Source organism: Enterobacter cloacae complex sp. P1B (assembly GCF_014982345.1).
Classification (GTDB): Bacteria; Pseudomonadota; Gammaproteobacteria; order Enterobacterales; family Enterobacteriaceae; genus Enterobacter; species Enterobacter bugandensis.
In genome coordinates, this window is the sequence record NZ_JADCLF010000023.1 from 24,172 (window position 1) to 43,311 (window position 19,140).

Consider the following 19,140-nt stretch of genomic DNA (forward strand, 5'->3'; position numbering starts at 1 on the left):
TATTTTGAGTGCTTTTTAGGATATATCGCAGATAATGGTTTTTACTCTCTTTTTGTCAATATAAAGAAAATCCTAAAAGGTCAAAACTTTGCTCTTAATATTAATCTTAAAAACAGATATTAGGACAGTTGTCTCCTTGCCTGCTATTAGGTTAGCTGCAACAATTCTCCCAGCATCAAATGTTAAATCTTGTTGTTGCTATTATTGTTTTGGTCTTCGGAATGGTCATTCATTATCCGTTGTGTATTTCAAGCGGCTGATATATTTCCAGAAGACCTTACTCAAGAGGGTGTCTGTCCATAACACATTGTTTAGTCAGTGGATTGGTAACTGAAAGCCAAGGGCGGTAGCGTGCCTGGAAGCGTGTGAATCAGCCTCGATTATTCTGTCAATAGCCAATGGATGAATAAGCTTTTTTTAGGACTGATGCCAGTTATATTTCTATTTGATTAACTGCATGCTGAAACCCAATACGTCTCAGGCTTATTTAAATTGCACAGGATAATTACTCTGCCAAAGTGATAAATAATCAATGATGAAATCCAAAATGAAATTGATGCCATTATTGGTGTCTGTGACCTTGATGAGTGGTTGCACGGTCTTTCCCGGCAGCAATATGTCAACAATGGGTAAGGATGTGATCAAGCAACAGGATGCCGATTTTGATCTCGACAAAATGGTGAATGTTTATCCACTTACGCCACGTCTGGTCGAACAATTACGTCCACGTCCGAATGTTGCCCAGCCGAATATGTCTCTGGACCAGGAAATTGCCTCCTATCAGTATCGCGTGGGGCCGGGCGACGTGATCAACGTGACCGTCTGGGACCACCCTGAACTGACCACGCCAGCGGGCCAGTACCGTAGCTCAAGCGACACCGGGAACTGGGTACAGTCAGATGGCACCATGTTCTATCCGTACATTGGTAAAGTACATGTCGCCGGAAAAACGCTTGCCGAGATCCGTAGTGATATTACCGGCCGCTTAGCGCAGTACATCGCCGACCCGCAGGTGGACGTTAATATCGCCGCATTCCGCTCGCAAAAAGCCTATATCTCCGGTCAGGTGAACAAATCCGGCCAGCAGGCCATCACCAACGTTCCGCTCACCGTTCTGGACGCCATTAACGCCGCGGGCGGCTTAACCGACGGCGCCGACTGGCGCAACGTGGTGCTGACCCACAACGGCAAAGAGCAGCGCATTTCGCTGCAGGCGCTGATGCAAAACGGCGACCTGACCCAGAACCGCCTGCTCTATCCGGGCGATATTCTCTACGTACCGCGCAACGACGATCTGAAAGTCTTCGTGATGGGTGAAGTGAAGAAACAGAGCACCCTCAAAATGGACTTCAGCGGCATGACCCTGACCGAAGCGCTGGGCAATGCTGAAGGTATCGATCTGACCACCTCTAACGCGACCGGTATCTTCGTCATCCGTCCGCTGAAGGGTGAAGGCAGCGCGAAGGGCAAGATTGCCAACATCTACCAGCTGGATATGTCCGATGCGACGTCTCTGGTGATGGCGACGGAGTTCCGTCTCCAGCCATACGATGTGGTTTACGTCACCACCGCGCCGGTTGCCCGCTGGAACCGTCTGATCAACCAGTTGCTGCCAACCATCAGTGGCGTTCGCTACATGACGGATACGGCGCGCGACATTCATACCTGGTAATCCGCGATGTTTAACAAAATTCTGGTGGTATGCGTGGGGAACATTTGCCGTTCCCCCACGGCTGAACGGCTGTTGAAACAGTACCAGCCCGAGTTAACGGTCGAGTCCGCAGGGCTGGGCGCGCTGGTGGGCAAAGGTGCCGACGAGCGCGCCGCGAGCGTGGCCCGCGATCACAACCTCTCTCTTGACGGGCATATCGCCCGCCAGGTCACCGGCCGCATGTGCCGGGAGTATGACCTGATTCTGGCAATGGAAAAACGCCATATTCATGCGCTGTGCGATATCGCTCCGGAGATGCGCGGCAAGGTGATGCTGTTTGGTCACTGGGACAACGAACGCGAAATCCCCGATCCGTATCGCAAGAGCCATGAAGCCTTCGAGGCGGTTTACACCTTACTTGACCAGTCTGCCCAACAGTGGGCGCAGGCACTGAAAGCTCAGCAGGGATAACAATGACAGAAAAAACAAGACCTTCTGCCGCCCCGACTTCGGGCAGTGATGAAATTGATATTGGTCGCCTGGTCGGCACGGTTATCGAGGCAAAGTGGTGGGTGCTTGGCATTACTGCCGTGTTTGCCGCAGCGGCCGTCGTGTATACGCTGTTCGCCACACCTATCTACAGCGCCGACGCGCTGGTGCAGATCGAGCAGAATACCGGCAACTCGCTGGTGCAGGATATCGGCTCCGCGCTGGCGAACAAACCGCCAGCATCCGACGCTGAAATTCAGCTGATCCAGTCGCGTCTGGTGCTGGGTAAAACGGTTCACGACCTCGGACTCGACATCTCCGTCACCAAAAATACGTTCCCGATCTTCGGTGCCGGCTGGGACCGTCTGATGGGGCGCAGCAATGACACCGTAAAGGTCACTGACTTTGTGCTGCCGAAAGGGGCGGGGGATCAAACCTTTACCCTGACGGTGCTGGGCCCGAAACAGTATCAGCTGACCAGCGATGCGGGCTTTAGCGCACGCGGCGAAGTGGGGCAGATGCTGAACAAAGACGGCGTTAGCATGATGGTTAGCGCGATCCACGCCCAGGAGGGCGGTGAATTCACCGTCACCAAATTCTCCACGCTGGGGATGATCAACAATCTGCAGAACAACCTGACCGTCACCGAAAACGGTAAGGACACCGGCGTGCTGAGCATGACCTTTACCGGTGAAGATAAGGATCAAATTCGCGACATCCTGAACAGCATTACCCGCAACTACCTTGAGCAGAACGTCGAGCGCAAGTCGGCGGAAGCGGCGAAAAGCCTGGCGTTCCTCGCTAAACAGCTCCCGGAAGTGCGTGCCCGTCTGGATGATGCCGAGAACAAGCTGAATGCCTACCGTCAGGATAAAGACTCCGTCGACCTGCCGCTGGAGGCGAAATCGGTTCTCGACTCGATGGTAAATATTGATGCGCAACTCAACGAGCTGACCTTCAAAGAGGCAGAGATTTCCAAGCTATACACCAAACGCCACCCGGCCTACCGCACGCTGCTGGAGAAGCGCCGCACTCTCGAAGAAGAGAAGGCGAAGCTGAACGACCGCGTGACCGCGATGCCGAAAACGCAGCAGGAGATTGTGCGCCTGACCCGCGACGTGGAGTCCGGACAGCAGGTTTACATGCAGCTGCTGAACAAACAGCAGGAGCTGAAAATCACCGAGGCCAGCACCGTGGGCGACGTGCGCATCGTCGACCCGGCCATTACCCAGCCTGGCGTGCTGAAGCCGAAGAAAGCGCTGATTATTCTCGGCAGCATCATTCTTGGCCTGATGCTCTCTATCGTTGGCGTCCTGCTGCGCTCGTTGTTCAACCGCGGTATCGAAAGCCCGCAGGCGCTGGAAGAGAGTGGTATCAACGTCTATGCCAGCATTCCGCTGTCTGAGTGGCAAAAATCCCGTGACAGCGTCAAGACCATCAAGGGCGTTAAGCGTTACAAACAGAGCCAGCTGCTGGCCGTGGGTAACCCAACCGACCTGGCGATTGAAGCGATCCGCAGCCTGCGTACCAGTCTGCACTTCGCCATGATGCAGGCTAAAAACAACGTCCTGATGTTAACCGGCGTCAGCCCGTCAATCGGTAAGACCTTTGTCTGTGCCAACCTGGCGGCCGTGGTGAGCCAGACCAACAAGCGCGTGCTGCTGATCGACTGCGATATGCGTAAGGGTTATACCCACGAACTGCTGGGCACCAACAACGTGAACGGTCTGTCGGAAATCCTGCTGGGTCAGGGAGAGATTAGCCAGAGCGCCAAGCCGACCTCGATTCCGAGATTCGACCTGATCCCGCGTGGTCAGGTGCCGCCGAACCCGTCTGAACTGCTGATGAGCGAACGCTTCACCCAGCTGATTGAGTGGGCAAGCAAAAACTATGACCTGGTGCTGATCGATACGCCGCCAATTCTGGCCGTGACCGATGCCGCCGTGGTTGGCCGTCATGCGGGTACCACGCTGATGGTGGCGCGCTATGCGGTGAACACCCTGAAGGAAGTGGAAACCAGCCTGAGCCGCTTCGAGCAGAACGGCATTGAGGTGAAAGGGGTCATCCTGAACTCCATCTTCCGTCGTGCGACCGGGTACCAGGATTACGGCTATTACGAGTACGAATACAAGTCTGACAGCAAATAACAAAACACCCCCCCTCACCCTAACCCTCTCCCCAGAGGGGAGAGGGAACTGTCCGGTGCCGCCTTTCACCCTCTCCCCTCAGGGGAGAGGGCCGGGGTGAGGGGTAGGAGGAAAAGATGACCACACAACGCCCTTTAGTTTCTATCTATATGCCGACATGGAACCGTCAGCAGCTGGCGATCCGCGCTATTAAGTCGGTCTTACGTCAGGATTACGATAACTGGGAACTGATCATCGTGGATGACTGTTCTTCCTCGTATGAACAGCTGCAAAAATTTGTCACCGAACTCAACGATCCGCGCGTGATGTATACCCATAACCCGATTAACTCCGGGGCGTGCGCGGTGCGTAATCAGGCGATTATGCAGGCCAAAGGGCAGTATCTGACCGGCATCGACGATGACGACGAATGGACGCCGAACCGCCTGTCCGTCTTCCTTTCGCATAAAGAGCAGCTGGTCACGCACGCTTTTCTGTATGCCAACGACTATGTCTGCCAGGGCGAGGTTTACTCGCAGCCCGCGAGCCTGCCGCTGTACCCGAAATCACCGTACTCTCGTCGCCTGTTCTACAAGCGCAACATTATCGGTAATCAGGTCTTTACCTGGGCGTGGCGCTTTAAGGAGTGCCTGTTCGATACCGAACTGAAGGCCGCGCAGGATTACGACATCTTCTTGCGGATGGTGGTGGAGTACGGCGAGCCGTGGAAAGTGGAAGAGGCCACGCAGATCCTGCACATCAACCACGGGGAGATGCAGATCACCTCCTCACCGAAGAAGTTTTCAGGCTACTTCCATTTTTACCGCAAGCACAAGGACAAGTTTGACCGTGCCAGCCGTAAGTATCAGCTCTTTACCCTGTATCAGATCCGCAATAAGCGCATGAACTGGCGCACCCTGCTGACGCTGCTGTCGGTGCGTAACGGCAAGCGTCTGGCTGACGGGCTTCGGGGGAAATAATGTTTCTGGAAGATTGCCGCGCAAACAGCTGGAGCCTGCGCCCGTGCTGCATGGTTCTGGCGTACCGCATCGCGCACTTTTGCTCGGTGTGGCGCAAGAAAAACGTACTGAACAATATCTGGGCGGCACCGATTCTGGTGCTGTACCGCATCATCACCGAATGCTTTTTTGGCTATGAAATCCAGGCCGCTGCCACCATTGGCCGCCGCTTTACCATCCACCACGGCTATGCGGTGGTGATCAACAAGTTTGTGGTTGCGGGCGATGATTTCACCATTCGCCACGGGGTGACGATCGGCAACCGCGGGCCGGACAGCCTGGCCTGCCCGGTGATCGGCAATAACGTCGAGCTGGGGGCGAACGTGGTGATGATTGGTGACATTACGATTGGCAATAACGTGACGATCGGGGCGGGCAGCGTGGTGCTGGACAGCATTCCGGATAACGCGCTGGTGGTGGGAGAAAAAGCCCGCGTGAAGGTGATTAAATGAACATTCTGCAATTTAACGTACGCCTCGCAGAAGGCGGAGCGGCAGGCGTGGCGCTGGATCTGCACCAGCGTGCCCTGCAAAAAGGACTTCAGTCCCGGTTTATTTACGGCTACGGCAAAGGCGGCAAGAAAAGCGTCAGCCATGATAACTTCCCGCAGGTGCACAAGCACACGCCGCGTCTGACCTCTGTTGCCAACATTGCGCTGTTCCGCCTGTTTAACCGCGATCTGTTTGGCAACCTGAACAGTCTTTATCGCACCGTGACCCGCACCAGCGGCCCGGTTGTGCTGCATTTTCACGTGCTGCACAGCTACTGGCTGAATCTGGAAGAGGTGGTGGCGTTTTGTCAGAAGGTGCAGGCCCACAAGCCCGACACCCGCTTCGTCTGGACGCTGCACGATCACTGGAGCGTAACCGGACGCTGCGCGTTTACCGACGGCTGCGAAGGCTGGAAAGATAGCTGCCAGAAATGCCCGACGTTGAGCAACTATCCGCCGGTGAAGGTGGATCGCGCGCATCAGTTGGTAGACGGAAAGCGTCAGTTGTTCCGCGACATGCTTTCGCTCGGCTGCACGTTTATCTCCCCGAGCCAGCACGTGGCCGACGCCTTCAACAGCCTGTATGGGGCAGGGCGCTGTCAGATTATCAACAACGGTATCGACGTGGCGACGGAAGCCATCCTGGCCGAGCTGACGCCGGTGGCGGAAACCGCGGGCAAACCGAAAATTGCCATCGTTGCGCACGATCTGCGCTACGACGGCAAAACCAACCAGCAGCTGGTGCGCGACATGATGGCGCTCGGCGACAAAATTGAACTGCATACCTTTGGTAAATTCTCGCCGTTCGAAGGCGCTAACGTGGTGAATCACGGGTTTGAAACCGACAAGCGCAAGCTGATGAGCGCCCTGAATGGTATGGACGCGCTGGTGTTCAGCTCCCGCGTGGATAATTACCCGCTGATCCTCTGCGAGGCGCTCTCCATCGGCGTGCCGGTGATTGCCACCCACAGCGATGCAGCGAGCGAAGTGCTGGAAAAATCTGGCGGAAAAACCTTCGCCGGGCACGAGGTCCTGCCTCTGGTGCAGCTGCCGAAGGCGCAGATCGCCGAGGCCGTTTTTGGCACTGACCTGGAATCGTTCCGCAACCGCAGCCGCAAGGCCTACAGTGGACAACAGATGCTGGAGGAGTATGTCTCGTTCTATCAGAATCTGTAGTTATCTGCTGCTGCCGCTGATCTACCTGCTGGTCAACGTTAAAATTGCCCAGCTCGGCGAAAGCTTCCCGATAACCATCGTGACTTTTTTGCCCGTTCTGCTTCTGCTGTATGTCGATAAAATCAACCTGAAGAAGCTGATGATTGCCCTGGGACTGGGCACGGGCCTGACGCTGTTTAACTACATCTTTGGCCAGTCGCTGGATGCCAGTAAATACGTCACTTCAACCATGCTGTTTGTTTATATCGTTATTATTATTGGCATGGTCTGGAGTATTCGCTTCAAAACTATTTCACCGCACAATTATCGGAAAATCCTCAGGTTCTTTTATATTGCCGTTGCGTTAATTGTTATGCTTGCCGCACTGGAAATGGCGCAGATTATTTTGACCGGTGGCAGCAGCCTGATGGAGATAATTTCGAAATATCTCATTTACAGTAACAGCTATGTACTGAACTTCATTAAGTTTGGTGGGAAGCGTACAACGGCGCTCTATTTTGAACCGGCGTTTTTCGCTCTGGCGTTAATCTCAATTTGGCTCAGCATCAAACAGTTTGGTATCAAAACGCCTAAGACCGATGCTATGATTCTTGCAGGAATCGTTCTGTCTGGATCGTTCTCAGGGGTAATGACATTTATCCTGTTTTACCTGCTGGAGTGGGCGTTCCAGTACCTGAACAAAGATGCGATTAAGAAAAAACTGCCGCTGGCGATAATCTCTCTGACGGTATTTTTAGTAGGCGTCATATTCGCGTTTCCGTACATTTCAGAACGTCTGGGTGATTTGGGAACGGAAGGGTCATCGTCCTATTATCGCATCATTGGTCCGCTGGTGATGGTGGGTTATTCCTTAACCCATATCGATGGTGTAGTAAGATTCGGCTCACTTTACGAATATGTTGCATCATTCGGAATCTTTAACGGTGCGGATGTCGGTAAAACCATAGACAATGGTCTGTATCTGTTAATTATTTATTTTTCATGGTTCGCCGTACTGTTGACGCTGTGGTATCTGTTTAAAGTTTTCAAAATGATGATCAACGCGTTTGGTGATAACCAGAACTTTCGCGTGCAGCTTTATCTTTTTACGCCGGTGTCGCTGTTTTTTACCGGGTCAATATTTAGCCCGGAATATGCTTTCTTGATTGTCTGTCCGTTTATTTTGCGTAAGGCGCTTAATATTACGAACGTATGACGAAATGAGGTGATTTATGTTTCTTAGCGTCATTACTGTCGCTTTTCGTAATTACGAAGGGGTGGTAAAAACCTGGCGCTCGCTGCGCAACCTGGCGCGCGATCCAAGCCTCACCTTTGAGTGGATCGTGGTCGACGGCGGCTCGAACGATGGCACGGCGGAGTTTCTGGAAAAACTCAACGGTGAGTTCAACTTACGCTACATCAGCGAGAAAGATAAAGGCATCTACGATGCGATGAACAAGGGCATTTCTATGGCCCAGGGCCGTTATGCCATCTTCCTCAACTCCGGCGATATTTTCCACGACGACGTGGCGTTGTTTGCTCGTCAGCTGGCGCGCCAGAAAGAGGATGCCATGTATATTGGCGATGCGCTGCTCGATTTTGGCGACGGGCATAAAGTCTGCCGTAGCGCCAAGCCAGGCTGGTATATCTACCACAGCCTGCCAGCCAGCCATCAGGCCATTTTCTTCCCGGTAAACGGTCTGAAAAAACAGCCTTACGATTTGCAGTACAAGGTGTCATCCGATTATGCGCTGGCCGCCAGCCTGTATAAATCAGGTTACCCGTTCCGTCGAATTAAAGGGCTGGTGTCTGAATTTTCGATGGGCGGCGTGTCAACGTCTAATAATCTGGAATTATGCCAGGATGCAAAAAAGGTGCAGCGTCAAATATTACGCGTGCCGGGATTCTGGGCGGAATTGTCTTATTTATTACGCCTGCGTACGACAGGTAAAACGAAAACCTTATATAACAAAGCCTGAATATAAGGAAACGCAATGCAGGATTTAAAAGGTTTCTCCGTGCCGAAAGGTTTTCGGGGCGGGAACGGTATTAAGGTACAGCTATGGTGGGCGGTTCAGGCAACCTTATTTGCCTGGTCGCCGCAAATACTGTACCGCTGGCGAGCCTTTTTATTGCGCCTGTTTGGCGCAAAAATCGGAAAAAACGTAGTTATTCGACCTTCGGTAAAGATTACCTACCCCTGGAAATTAACCCTCGGGGATTACGCCTGGGTAGGGGATGACGCGGTGTTATATACCCTGGGCGAGATTACGATTGGCGCAAATTCGGTGGTTTCACAGAAGTGTTATTTGTGCACCGGCAGCCACGACTTTATGAGCCCGCATTTTGATATTACCGCTTCGCCTATTGTGATCGGTGAGAAGTGCTGGCTGGCAACGGATGTTTTTGTTGCACCAGGTATTTCTGTTGGCGATGGCACGGTAGTCGGTGCCCGCAGCAGCGTTTTTAAATCGCTACCGGCAAATAAAGTTTGCCGTGGCAACCCCGCAGTGGTGATACGCGAACGCGTTGAAACTGATTAAATTCATAAGTAGAGGAATATAAACATGTCTAAAGTCGCTCTCATCACCGGCGTTACCGGGCAGGATGGTTCTTACCTGGCAGAACTGCTGCTGGAGAAAGGGTATGAAGTGCACGGTATTAAGCGTCGTGCGTCTTCTTTCAACACCGAACGTGTGGATCACATCTATCAGGATCCTCACGCGGCAAACCCGAAATTCCACCTGCACTACGGCGACCTGACCGATACCTCCAACCTGACCCGTATCCTGCAGGAAGTACAGCCGGATGAAGTGTACAACCTGGGGGCGATGAGCCACGTAGCGGTCTCCTTCGAGTCCCCGGAATACACCGCTGACGTTGACGCCATGGGTACCCTGCGTCTGCTGGAGGCGATTCGCTTCCTCGGTCTTGAGAAGAAAACTCGCTTCTACCAGGCATCTACCTCCGAGCTGTACGGCCTGGTGCAGGAAATTCCACAGAAAGAGACCACGCCGTTCTACCCGCGTTCCCCGTACGCTGTGGCGAAACTGTACGCCTACTGGATCACCGTGAACTACCGTGAATCCTACGGTATGTACGCCTGTAACGGCATTCTGTTCAACCACGAATCCCCGCGCCGCGGCGAAACCTTCGTGACCCGTAAAATCACCCGCGCGATCGCCAACATTGCTCAGGGTCTGGAATCTTGCCTGCACCTCGGCAACATGGACTCCCTGCGTGACTGGGGCCATGCCAAAGACTACGTGAAAATGCAGTGGATGATGCTGCAGCAGGAACAGCCAGAAGACTTCGTTATCGCGACCGGCGTGCAGTACTCCGTGCGTCAGTTCGTTGAGATGGCTGCGGCGCAGCTGGGCATCAAACTGCGCTTCGAAGGCACCGGCGTGGAAGAGAAGGGTATCGTTGTGTCCGTGACCGGCCACGACGCGCCGGGCGTGAAGCCAGGCGACGTGATTGTGCAGGTTGACCCGCGTTACTTCCGTCCTGCTGAAGTAGAAACCCTGCTGGGCGACCCAACCAAAGCGCACGAGAAGCTGGGCTGGAAACCAGAAACCACTCTGCAGGAGATGGTTTCCGAGATGGTGGCCAAAGATCTTGAAGCAGCGAAAAAACACTCCCTGCTCAAGTCTCATGGCTACGAGGTTGCCATCGCGCTGGAGTCCTGAAAATGACAAAACAACGTATTTTTGTCGCCGGTCATCGCGGAATGGTGGGTTCCGCGATTGTCCGCCAGCTGGAACAGCGCGGTGACGTAGAGGTGATTGTCCGCACCCGTGACGAGCTGAACCTGCTCGATAGCCGTGCGGTACAGGACTTCTTTGCCAACGAACGCATTGATCAGGTGTATCTGGCGGCGGCGAAGGTGGGCGGCATTGTCGCTAACAACACCTACCCGGCGGATTTCATCTACGAGAACATGATGATCGAGAGCAACATCATTCACGCGGCGCATCTGCACAACGTGAACAAGCTGCTGTTCCTCGGTTCATCCTGTATCTACCCGAAGATGGCGAAGCAGCCTATTGCCGAGAGCGAGCTGCTGCAGGGCACGTTGGAAGCGACTAACGAGCCGTATGCGATTGCCAAAATTGCCGGGATCAAGCTGTGTGAATCCTACAACCGTCAGTATAACCGCGACTATCGCTCGGTGATGCCGACTAACCTGTACGGACCGCACGACAACTTCCACCCGAGCAACTCGCACGTGATCCCGGCGCTGCTGCGCCGCTTCCACGAGGCGACTGCCGAAAACGCCCCGGACGTGGTGGTGTGGGGCAGCGGAACACCAATGCGCGAGTTCCTGCACGTGGACGATATGGCGGCTGCCAGCATTCACGTGATGGAGCTGGATCGCGAGGTGTGGCAGGAAAACACCGAGCCGATGCTGTCGCACATTAACGTGGGTACCGGCGTGGACTGCACCATCCGCGAGCTGGCGCAGACCATCGCGCAGGTGGTGGGCTACAAGGGCCGCGTGGTGTTTGACGCGACCAAACCGGACGGCACGCCGCGCAAGCTGCTGGACGTGACCCGTCTGCATCAGCTGGGCTGGTATCACGAGGTCTCACTGGAGCAGGGGCTGGCCAGCACCTACCAGTGGTTCCTGGAAAACCAGCACCGCTTCCGGGGGTAATGATGTTTTTAAGTCAGGAAGATTTTGCCACGGTAGTGCGTTCCACTCCGCTCATCTCGATTGATTTGATCGTGGAGAACGAACGCGGCGAGTTCTTGCTGGGGAAACGAACCAATCGTCCTGCACAGGGCTTCTGGTTCGTGCCCGGCGGGCGCGTGCAGAAGGATGAGACGCTGGTTGATGCGTTTGAGCGTCTCACTCTGGCGGAGCTGGGCCTGCAGCTGCCGATGGCAGCGGGCCAGTTTTACGGGGTCTGGCAGCACTTCTATGACGATAACTTTTCGGGCACCGGGTTCTCCACGCACTACATCGTGCTGGGGTTCCGCCTGAAGGTGAGTGAGGCAGACCTGCGTCTGCCTGATTCTCAGCATGACGATTACCGCTGGTTAGCGCCAGAGGCGCTGCTGGCAAGCGACAACGTCCATGACAACAGTCGGGCGTACTTCCTCGCGGAACGTCAGGCCGAGGTGCCAGGACTATGAAAATCCTCGTCTACGGAATTAACTACTCGCCGGAATTAACCGGTATCGGGAAATACACCGGCGAGATGGTGGAGTGGATGGCGAGCCAGGGACATGACGTGCGGGTGATTACTGCCCCGCCGTACTACCCGGAGTGGAAGGTAGGCGAACGCTATTCCAGCTGGCGCTATCGCCGTGAAGAGGGGGCCGCGACCGTCTGGCGCTGCCCGCTCTACGTGCCGAAACAGCCCTCGACGCTGAAACGTTTAATTCATCTGGGCAGCTTTGCCCTCAGCAGTTTCTTCCCGCTGATGGCGCAGCGTCGCTGGAAGCCGGATCGCATTATCGGCGTGGTGCCCACACTGTTCTGCACGCCGGGCATGCGCCTGCTGGGAAAACTCTCCGGCGCGCGCACCCTGCTGCACATTCAGGATTATGAAGTGGACGCCATGCTCGGTCTGGGTATGGCCGGGAAAGGCAAGGGCGGCAAGGTGGCGAAGCTCGCCAGCGCCTTTGAGCGCAGTGGCTTACACAACGTGGACTACGTCTCAACGATCTCGCGCTCGATGATGAACAAAGCGCAGGAGAAGGGCGTCCCGGCGGAGAAGGTGATCTTCTTCCCGAACTGGTCCGAAGTGGCGCGTTTTCGCGACGTGACGGAGCAAGAGGCTCAGGCGCTGCGCGCCCAGCTCGGTTTGCCTGATGACCAAAAAATCATTCTTTACTCAGGCAACATCGGCGAAAAGCAGGGGCTGGAGAGCGTGATTGAAGCGGCCCAGCTGCTGATCGAACAGCCGTGGACGTTTGTGATTGTCGGACAGGGCGGGGGAAAAGCGCGGCTGGAGAAGATGGCCAGTGAACGCGGCCTGACCAACGTGAAGTTTTTCCCGCTGCAATCGTACGACGCGCTGCCCGCGCTGCTGAAAATGGCGGATTGCCATCTGGTCGTGCAAAAACGCGGTGCGGCGGATGCGGTGCTGCCGTCCAAGCTGACCAACATTCTGGCAGTGGGCGGTAACGCGGTGATTACGGCGGAAGCCGAAACTGAATTAGGCCAGCTGTGTGGCAGCTATCCGGGGATTGCCGTGTGCGTGGAGCCGGAATCGGTCCCGGCGCTGGTCACCGGCATTGAACAGGCACTCGCCATGCCAAAAGTGAACACGGTGGCACGTGAATATGCCGAACGCACGCTCGAGAAAGAGAACGTGCTGAGCCAATTTATTGCAGATATACGGGGATAAATCATGAGTCAAACCACTTTGTATCCGGTTGTGATGGCTGGTGGCTCTGGTAGCCGGTTGTGGCCGCTGTCCCGCGTGCTCTATCCAAAACAGTTCCTCTGCCTGAAAGGGGATCTCACCATGCTGCAGACGACGGTAAACCGTCTGCACGGCGTGGAGTGTGAAAGCCCGGTGGTGATTTGTAACGAACAGCACCGCTTTATCGTTGCCGAGCAGCTGCGCCAGCTGAACAAGCTCACGGAAAACATCATCCTGGAGCCTGCCGGACGTAATACCGCGCCCGCGATCGCCCTGGCGGCGCTGGCGGCAAAACGCAGCAGCCCTGACTGTGACCCGCTGATGCTGGTCCTGGCGGCAGATCACGTTATCCAGCAGGAAGACGCATTCCGCGACGCGGTGCGTGCCGCGATCCCTTATGCCGAGAGCGGCAAGCTGGTGACCTTCGGCATCGTGCCGGATCTGCCGGAAACCGGCTACGGTTACATCCGTCGCGGCAGCGTAACGCCGGGTGAAGGCGACAGCGTGGCGTTTGACGTGGCGCAGTTTGTCGAAAAACCGAATCTCGAAACCGCGCAGGCCTATGTCGCCAGCGGTGAATATTACTGGAACAGCGGGATGTTCCTGTTCCGCGCAGGACGCTATCTCGAAGAGCTGCGCAAATACCGCCCGGATATTCTGAACGCCTGCGAAAAAGCGATGGCGGTGGTAGACCCGGATCTCGACTTTATCCGCGTGGATGAAGAGGCGTTCCTCGCCTGCCCGGAAGAGTCTATCGACTACGCCGTGATGGAACGCACGGCTGACGCGGTGGTGGTACCGATGGATGCAGGCTGGAGCGACGTTGGCTCCTGGTCCTCCCTGTGGGAGATCAGCGCCCATACCCCGGAGGGTAACGTCCATCACGGCGATGTGATTAGCCACAAAACCGAAAACAGCTACGTTTACGCCGAGTCTGGCCTCGTCACCACCGTCGGGGTGAAGGATCTGGTGGTTGTCCAGACCAAAGACGCGGTGCTGATTGCCGACCGTAACGCCGTGCAGGACGTTAAAAAAGTGGTTGAGAAGATTAAGGCCGATGGCCGTCACGAACACCACATTCACCGTGAAGTGTACCGTCCGTGGGGCAAATATGACTCCATCGACGCGGGCGACCGCTATCAGGTGAAGCGCATCACCGTGAAGCCGGGCGAGGGGCTGTCGGTGCAGATGCACCATCACCGCGCTGAACACTGGGTGGTGGTGGCGGGTACGGCCAAAGTCACCATCGACGGCGAAGTGAAGCTGCTGGGTGAAAACGAGTCCATTTATATTCCGCTGGGCGCCACGCACTGTCTGGAAAACCCGGGAAAAATTCCTCTCGACTTAATTGAGGTGCGCTCCGGCTCGTATCTGGAAGAGGACGATATTGTGCGCTTCCAGGATCGCTACGGCCGCGTGTAGCACGCAGCATCATGCCCGGCGGCGCTGCGCCTGCCGGGCCTACGAATGACAAAAATAAATTTGGCCATTAAGTGGTCAGGGCCAACTGTTGCCTGAAAAAGGGGTCATCATGGAAAAATTAACCTGTTTTAAAGCCTACGATATTCGCGGCAAGCTGGGCGAAGAGCTGAATGAAGACATCGCGTGGCGCATCGGTCGCGCGTACGGCGAATATTTAAAACCTAAGACCATCGTGCTGGGCGGCGACGTGCGTCTGACCAGCGAATCCCTGAAGCTGGCGCTGGCAAAAGGGCTGCAGGACGCGGGCGTGGACGTGCTGGACATCGGCCTGTCCGGTACCGAAGAGATCTATTTTGCCACCTTCCACCTCGGCGTGGACGGCGGTATCGAAGTGACGGCCAGCCACAACCCGATGGACTACAACGGCATGAAGCTGGTGCGCAAGGGCGCGCGCCCGATTAGCGGCGACACCGGTCTGCGCGACGTGCAGCGCCTCGCGGAAGCCAACGACTTCCCGCCGGTGAACGACGCGAAGCGCGGCAGCTACAAGCAGATTAACCTGCAGAAAGAGTACATCGACCACCTGCTGGGCTACATCAACGTGGCGAACCTCAAGCCGCTGAAGCTGGTCATCAACTCCGGTAACGGCGCGGCAGGCCCGGTTGTCGATGCGCTGGAAGCCCGCTTTAAGGCGCTGAACGTGCCGGTGACCTTCGTCAAGGTTCACAACACGCCGGACGGTAACTTCCCGAACGGTATTCCTAACCCGCTGCTGCCGGAGTGCCGCGACGACACCCGTAACGCGGTGATTGAGCACGGTGCCGATATGGGCATCGCCTTCGACGGCGACTTCGACCGCTGCTTCCTGTTCGACGAGAAAGGGCAGTTTATCGAAGGCTACTACATCGTTGGCCTGCTGGCGGAAGCGTTCCTCGAGAAAAACCCGGGCGCGAAGATCATTCACGATCCGCGTCTTTCCTGGAACACCGTCGACGTGGTGAAGGCCGCGGGCGGCGAGCCGGTTATGTCTAAAACCGGCCATGCCTTCATCAAAGAGCGCATGCGCGAAGAAGACGCCATCTACGGCGGCGAGATGAGCGCGCACCACTATTTCCGTGATTTTGCCTACTGCGACAGCGGGATGATCCCGTGGCTGCTGGTGACCGAACTCCTGTGCCTGAAGGGGCAGAGCCTGGGCGAGCTGGTGCGCGACCGCATGGCGGCCTTCCCGGCGAGCGGGGAGATCAACAGCAAGCTGGCGCAGCCGGCCGAGGCGATTGCCCGCGTTGAACAGCACTTTGCCATTCACGCGCTGGAGATTGACCGTACGGACGGCATCAGCATGGCGTTCCCGCAGTGGCGCTTTAACCTGCGTTCGTCCAACACCGAGCCGGTGGTGCGCCTGAACGTGGAATCCCGCGCTGATACGGCGCTGATGGAAGCCCGAACGAAGGACATTCTGGCGCTGTTGAATCAGTAACAATTGCCCCTCCCGGCGGGAGGGGGAACCGAATACAGGAACAACGATGACGAATCTAAAAAAACGCGAACGAGCGAGAACGAATGCATCGTTAATCTCTATGGTGCAGCGTTTTTCTGATATCACCATCATGGTCGGTGGATTGTGGGCGGTGTGTCGGATCAGCGGGCTGCCGTTCTTATATATGCATCTTCTGATGGCCCTGATTGCGCTGGTTGTGTTTCAGATGATCGGCGGAATGACCGATTTCTACCGCTCGTGGCGCGGCGTGAAAATGACCACCGAACTGATGCTGCTGCTGCAGAACTGGACTCTGAGCCTGATCTTCAGCGCCGGTCTGGTGGCGTTCAGCCATGATTTTGACAACCGCTTCGTGACCTATCTCTGCTGGTACCTGCTAACCAGCGTCGGCATGGTCGTGTGCCGTTCCCTGATCCGCTTTGGCGCGGGCTGGCTGCGTAACCGCGGCTATAACCGTCGTTTCGTCGCCGTAGCGGGTGATTTACCGGTCGGGAGAGTGCTGCTCGACAGCTTCCGCAAAGAGCCGTGGTTAGGGTTTGAAGTGGTGGGGATTTACCACGACGCGAAGCCGGGCGGCGTGCCTGCGGACTGGGCGGGCAATTACGCGCAGCTAATTGAAGACGCGAAGGCCGGAAAAATTCATAACGTCTATATCGCCATGCAGATGAAAGACGAAACCCGCATCAAGCAGCTGATGCGCGAGCTGGCGGACACCACCTGTTCGGTGATCCTGATCCCGGACGTGTTTACCTTCAACATTCTGCACTCCCGCATTGAAGAGGTGAACGGCGTGCCGGTGGTACCGCTGTACGACACGCCGCTGTCGGGTATTAACCGCGTGCTCAAGCGCGTGGAAGATATCGTACTCTCTTCCCTGATTTTACTGCTCATTTCCCCGGTGCTGTGCTGCATCGCTCTGGCGGTGAAGCTGAGCTCTCCCGGCCCGGTTATCTTCCGTCAGACCCGCTACGGCATGGACGGTAAGCCAATCATGGTGTGGAAATTCCGCTCCATGAAGGTGATGGAGAACGACAAGGTGGTGACCCAGGCGACGCAGAACGATCCGCGCGTCACCCGCGTGGGGAACTTCCTGCGCCGCACTTCGCTTGACGAGCTGCCGCAGTTCATCAACGTCTTTACCGGCGGCATGTCGATTGTTGGCCCGCGTCCGCACGCGGTGGCGCATAACGAGCAGTACCGTTCGCTGATTGAAGGCTACATGCTGCGCCATAAGGTGAAGCCGGGCATCACCGGCTGGGCGCAGATCAACGGCTGGCGCGGCGAGACCGACACGCTGGAAAAAATGGAAAAACGCATCGAGTTCGATCTGGAGTACATCCGCGAGTGGAGCCTCTGGTTCGATATCAAGATTGTTTTTCTGACCATCTTCAAAGGTTTCGTGAACAAAGCGGCGTACTAAGATGAGCTTACGTGAAAAAACCATCAGCGGCGCCAAGTGGTCAGCGATGGCGACCATCGTCATCATTGGTCTCGGCCTGGTGCAGATGACGGTGCTGGCGCGCATTATCGATAACCACCAGTTCGGCCTGCTGACCGTCTCGCTGGTGATTATCGCGCTGGCCGACACGCTGTCTGACTTTGGTATCGCCAACTCGATTATCCAGCGCAAAGAGATCAGCCATCTCGAGCTGACCACGCTCTACTGGCTGAACGTCGGGCTGGGCATTTTCGTGTTTGTGCTGGTGTTCCTGCTGAGCGACGTGATTGCCAGCGTGCTGCACAACCCGGATCTCGCCCCGCTGATGCGCACGCTGTCGTTTGCCTTTGTGGTGATCCCGCACGGGCAGCAGTTCCGCGCGCTGATGCAGAAAGAGCTGGAGTTCAACAAGATCGGCATGATCGAGACCAGCGCGGTGCTGGCGGGCTTTACCTTTACCGTGGTGAGCGCCCATTTCTGGCCGCTGGCGATGACCGCCATCCTCGGTTACCTGGTTAACTCTGCCGTGCGTACGCTGCTGTTCGGCTACTTTGGCCGCAAGATTTATCGTCCGGGGCTGCATTTCTCTCTCGCGTCCGTCTCGTCCAACCTGCGCTTTGGCGCGTGGCTGACGGCGGACAGCATTATTAACTATGTGAATACCAACCTCTCGACGCTGGTGCTGGCGCGCATCCTGGGCGCGAGCGTGGCGGGGGGCTACAACCTGGCCTATAACGTTGCGGTTGTTCCTCCTATGAAGCTGAACCCCATTATCACTCGCGTGCTGTTCCCAGCGTTCGCCAAGATTCAGGACGACACCGAGAAGCTGCGCGTCAACTTTTACAAGCTGCTTTCCGTGGTGGGGATTATCAACTTCCCGGTGCTGCTGGGGCTGATGGTGGTTTCCAGTAACTTCGTGCCGCTGGTGTTTGGCGAGAAGTGGAACGGCATTATCCCGATCCTGCAGTTGCTGTGCGTGGTGGGGCTGCTGCGCTCCGTGGGCAATCCGATTGGTTCTCTGCTGATGGCGAAGGCGCGCGTGGATATCAGCTTTAAGTTCAACGTGTTCAAAACTTTCCTGTTTATTCCGGCGATTATCGTCGGCGGGCATATGGCGGGCGCCATCGGCGTCACGCTGGGCTTCCTGCTGGTGCAGATCGTCAATACCGTTCTGAGCTACTTCATCATGATCAAACCGGTGCTGGGCTCCAGCTACCGTCAGTACATCCTGAGCCTGTGGCTGCCGTTCTATCTCTCATTGCCGACCCTGGCGGTGAGCTACGGTCTGGGCATTATCCTCAGCGGGCATCTGCCGCTGGCCGCGCTGCTGGCGGTGCAGGTTGCCGCAGGCGCGCTGGCGTTTGGCGTGATGATTGTGCTGTCGCGCAACGCGCTGGTGGTAGAGATGAAGCGCCAGTTTTGCCGTAACGAAAAAATGAAAACGCTGCTTCGCGCAGGCTAGTTCTTTAAGA

The 19,140-nt window shown here is 56.0% G+C and carries 17 protein-coding genes; all 17 read left to right on the top strand.

Translation table 11 applies throughout. The features are described from left to right. Positions 1–532: 532 nt before the first annotated feature. Positions 533–1,672, top strand: a complete 1,140-nt coding sequence (locus tag INF77_RS22590; RefSeq protein ID WP_014170829.1) for a polysaccharide export protein — start codon at positions 533–535, stop codon at positions 1,670–1,672. A 6-nt stretch (positions 1,673–1,678) separates the two neighbouring features. Beyond that, positions 1,679–2,122: a low molecular weight protein-tyrosine-phosphatase Wzb gene (gene wzb / locus INF77_RS22595; RefSeq protein ID WP_041909108.1), complete on the top strand. Its 444-nt coding sequence runs from the start codon at positions 1,679–1,681 to the stop codon at positions 2,120–2,122. A 2-nt stretch (positions 2,123–2,124) separates the two neighbouring features. Continuing rightward, positions 2,125–4,287 (top strand): tyrosine-protein kinase Wzc, encoded by a 2,163-nt coding sequence (gene wzc, locus INF77_RS22600; protein ID WP_045260419.1) that lies wholly within the window; start codon positions 2,125–2,127, stop codon positions 4,285–4,287. 116 nt (positions 4,288–4,403) lie between these two features. Continuing rightward, on the top strand, positions 4,404–5,246 hold the full coding sequence (wcaA, locus tag INF77_RS22605) for a colanic acid biosynthesis glycosyltransferase WcaA (protein WP_028013800.1): 843 nt from the start codon (positions 4,404–4,406) through the stop codon (positions 5,244–5,246). Continuing rightward, complete coding sequence (gene wcaB, locus INF77_RS22610) at positions 5,246–5,737, top strand: colanic acid biosynthesis acetyltransferase WcaB (RefSeq protein ID WP_045260418.1); 492 nt, start codon at positions 5,246–5,248, stop codon at positions 5,735–5,737. Before wcaA ends, wcaB begins: the two co-directional genes overlap by 1 nt. Then, a complete protein-coding gene (gene wcaC / locus INF77_RS22615; RefSeq protein ID WP_193532840.1) occupies positions 5,734–6,951 on the top strand; it encodes a colanic acid biosynthesis glycosyltransferase WcaC in 1,218 nt (405 codons plus the stop codon). Before wcaB ends, wcaC begins: the two co-directional genes overlap by 4 nt. Beyond that, on the top strand, positions 6,926–8,146 hold the full coding sequence (gene wcaD, locus INF77_RS22620; RefSeq protein WP_014884505.1) for a colanic acid polymerase WcaD: 1,221 nt from the start codon (positions 6,926–6,928) through the stop codon (positions 8,144–8,146). The genes wcaC and wcaD overlap by 26 nt, the downstream gene beginning before the upstream one ends. Before the next feature lie 16 nt (positions 8,147–8,162). After that, the gene (wcaE, locus tag INF77_RS22625; RefSeq protein WP_041909116.1) at positions 8,163–8,909 is read left to right on the top strand and encodes a colanic acid biosynthesis glycosyltransferase WcaE; all 747 of its coding nucleotides are present in this window, start codon (positions 8,163–8,165) and stop codon (positions 8,907–8,909) included. Between the two features lie 15 nt (positions 8,910–8,924). Then, positions 8,925–9,473, top strand: a complete 549-nt coding sequence (wcaF, locus tag INF77_RS22630) for a colanic acid biosynthesis acetyltransferase WcaF (RefSeq protein ID WP_045260414.1) — start codon at positions 8,925–8,927, stop codon at positions 9,471–9,473. 24 nt (positions 9,474–9,497) lie between these two features. After that, the gene (gmd, locus tag INF77_RS22635) at positions 9,498–10,619 is read left to right on the top strand and encodes a GDP-mannose 4,6-dehydratase (RefSeq protein ID WP_003863514.1); all 1,122 of its coding nucleotides are present in this window, start codon (positions 9,498–9,500) and stop codon (positions 10,617–10,619) included. Positions 10,620–10,621: 2 nt separating this feature from the next. After that, a complete protein-coding gene (locus INF77_RS22640; RefSeq protein ID WP_024908102.1) occupies positions 10,622–11,587 on the top strand; it encodes a GDP-L-fucose synthase in 966 nt (321 codons plus the stop codon). A 2-nt stretch (positions 11,588–11,589) separates the two neighbouring features. Further along, complete coding sequence (locus tag INF77_RS22645; RefSeq protein WP_048999739.1) at positions 11,590–12,069, top strand: GDP-mannose mannosyl hydrolase; 480 nt, start codon at positions 11,590–11,592, stop codon at positions 12,067–12,069. Further along, the gene (gene wcaI / locus INF77_RS22650; RefSeq protein WP_193532841.1) at positions 12,066–13,289 is read left to right on the top strand and encodes a colanic acid biosynthesis fucosyltransferase WcaI; all 1,224 of its coding nucleotides are present in this window, start codon (positions 12,066–12,068) and stop codon (positions 13,287–13,289) included. Before INF77_RS22645 ends, wcaI begins: the two co-directional genes overlap by 4 nt. A gap of 3 nt (positions 13,290–13,292) precedes the next feature. After that, on the top strand, positions 13,293–14,729 hold the full coding sequence (gene cpsB / locus INF77_RS22655) for a mannose-1-phosphate guanyltransferase (RefSeq protein ID WP_028013792.1): 1,437 nt from the start codon (positions 13,293–13,295) through the stop codon (positions 14,727–14,729). A 109-nt stretch (positions 14,730–14,838) separates the two neighbouring features. Continuing rightward, a complete protein-coding gene (cpsG, locus tag INF77_RS22660) occupies positions 14,839–16,209 on the top strand; it encodes a colanic acid biosynthesis phosphomannomutase CpsG (RefSeq protein ID WP_041909126.1) in 1,371 nt (456 codons plus the stop codon). 46 nt (positions 16,210–16,255) lie between these two features. Further along, positions 16,256–17,650 (top strand): undecaprenyl-phosphate glucose phosphotransferase, encoded by a 1,395-nt coding sequence (gene wcaJ / locus INF77_RS22665; protein ID WP_041909129.1) that lies wholly within the window; start codon positions 16,256–16,258, stop codon positions 17,648–17,650. A gap of 1 nt (position 17,651) precedes the next feature. Further along, the gene (gene wzxC, locus INF77_RS22670; protein WP_193030512.1) at positions 17,652–19,130 is read left to right on the top strand and encodes a colanic acid undecaprenyl disphosphate flippase WzxC; all 1,479 of its coding nucleotides are present in this window, start codon (positions 17,652–17,654) and stop codon (positions 19,128–19,130) included. The last annotated feature ends 10 nt before the right edge of the window (positions 19,131–19,140 follow it).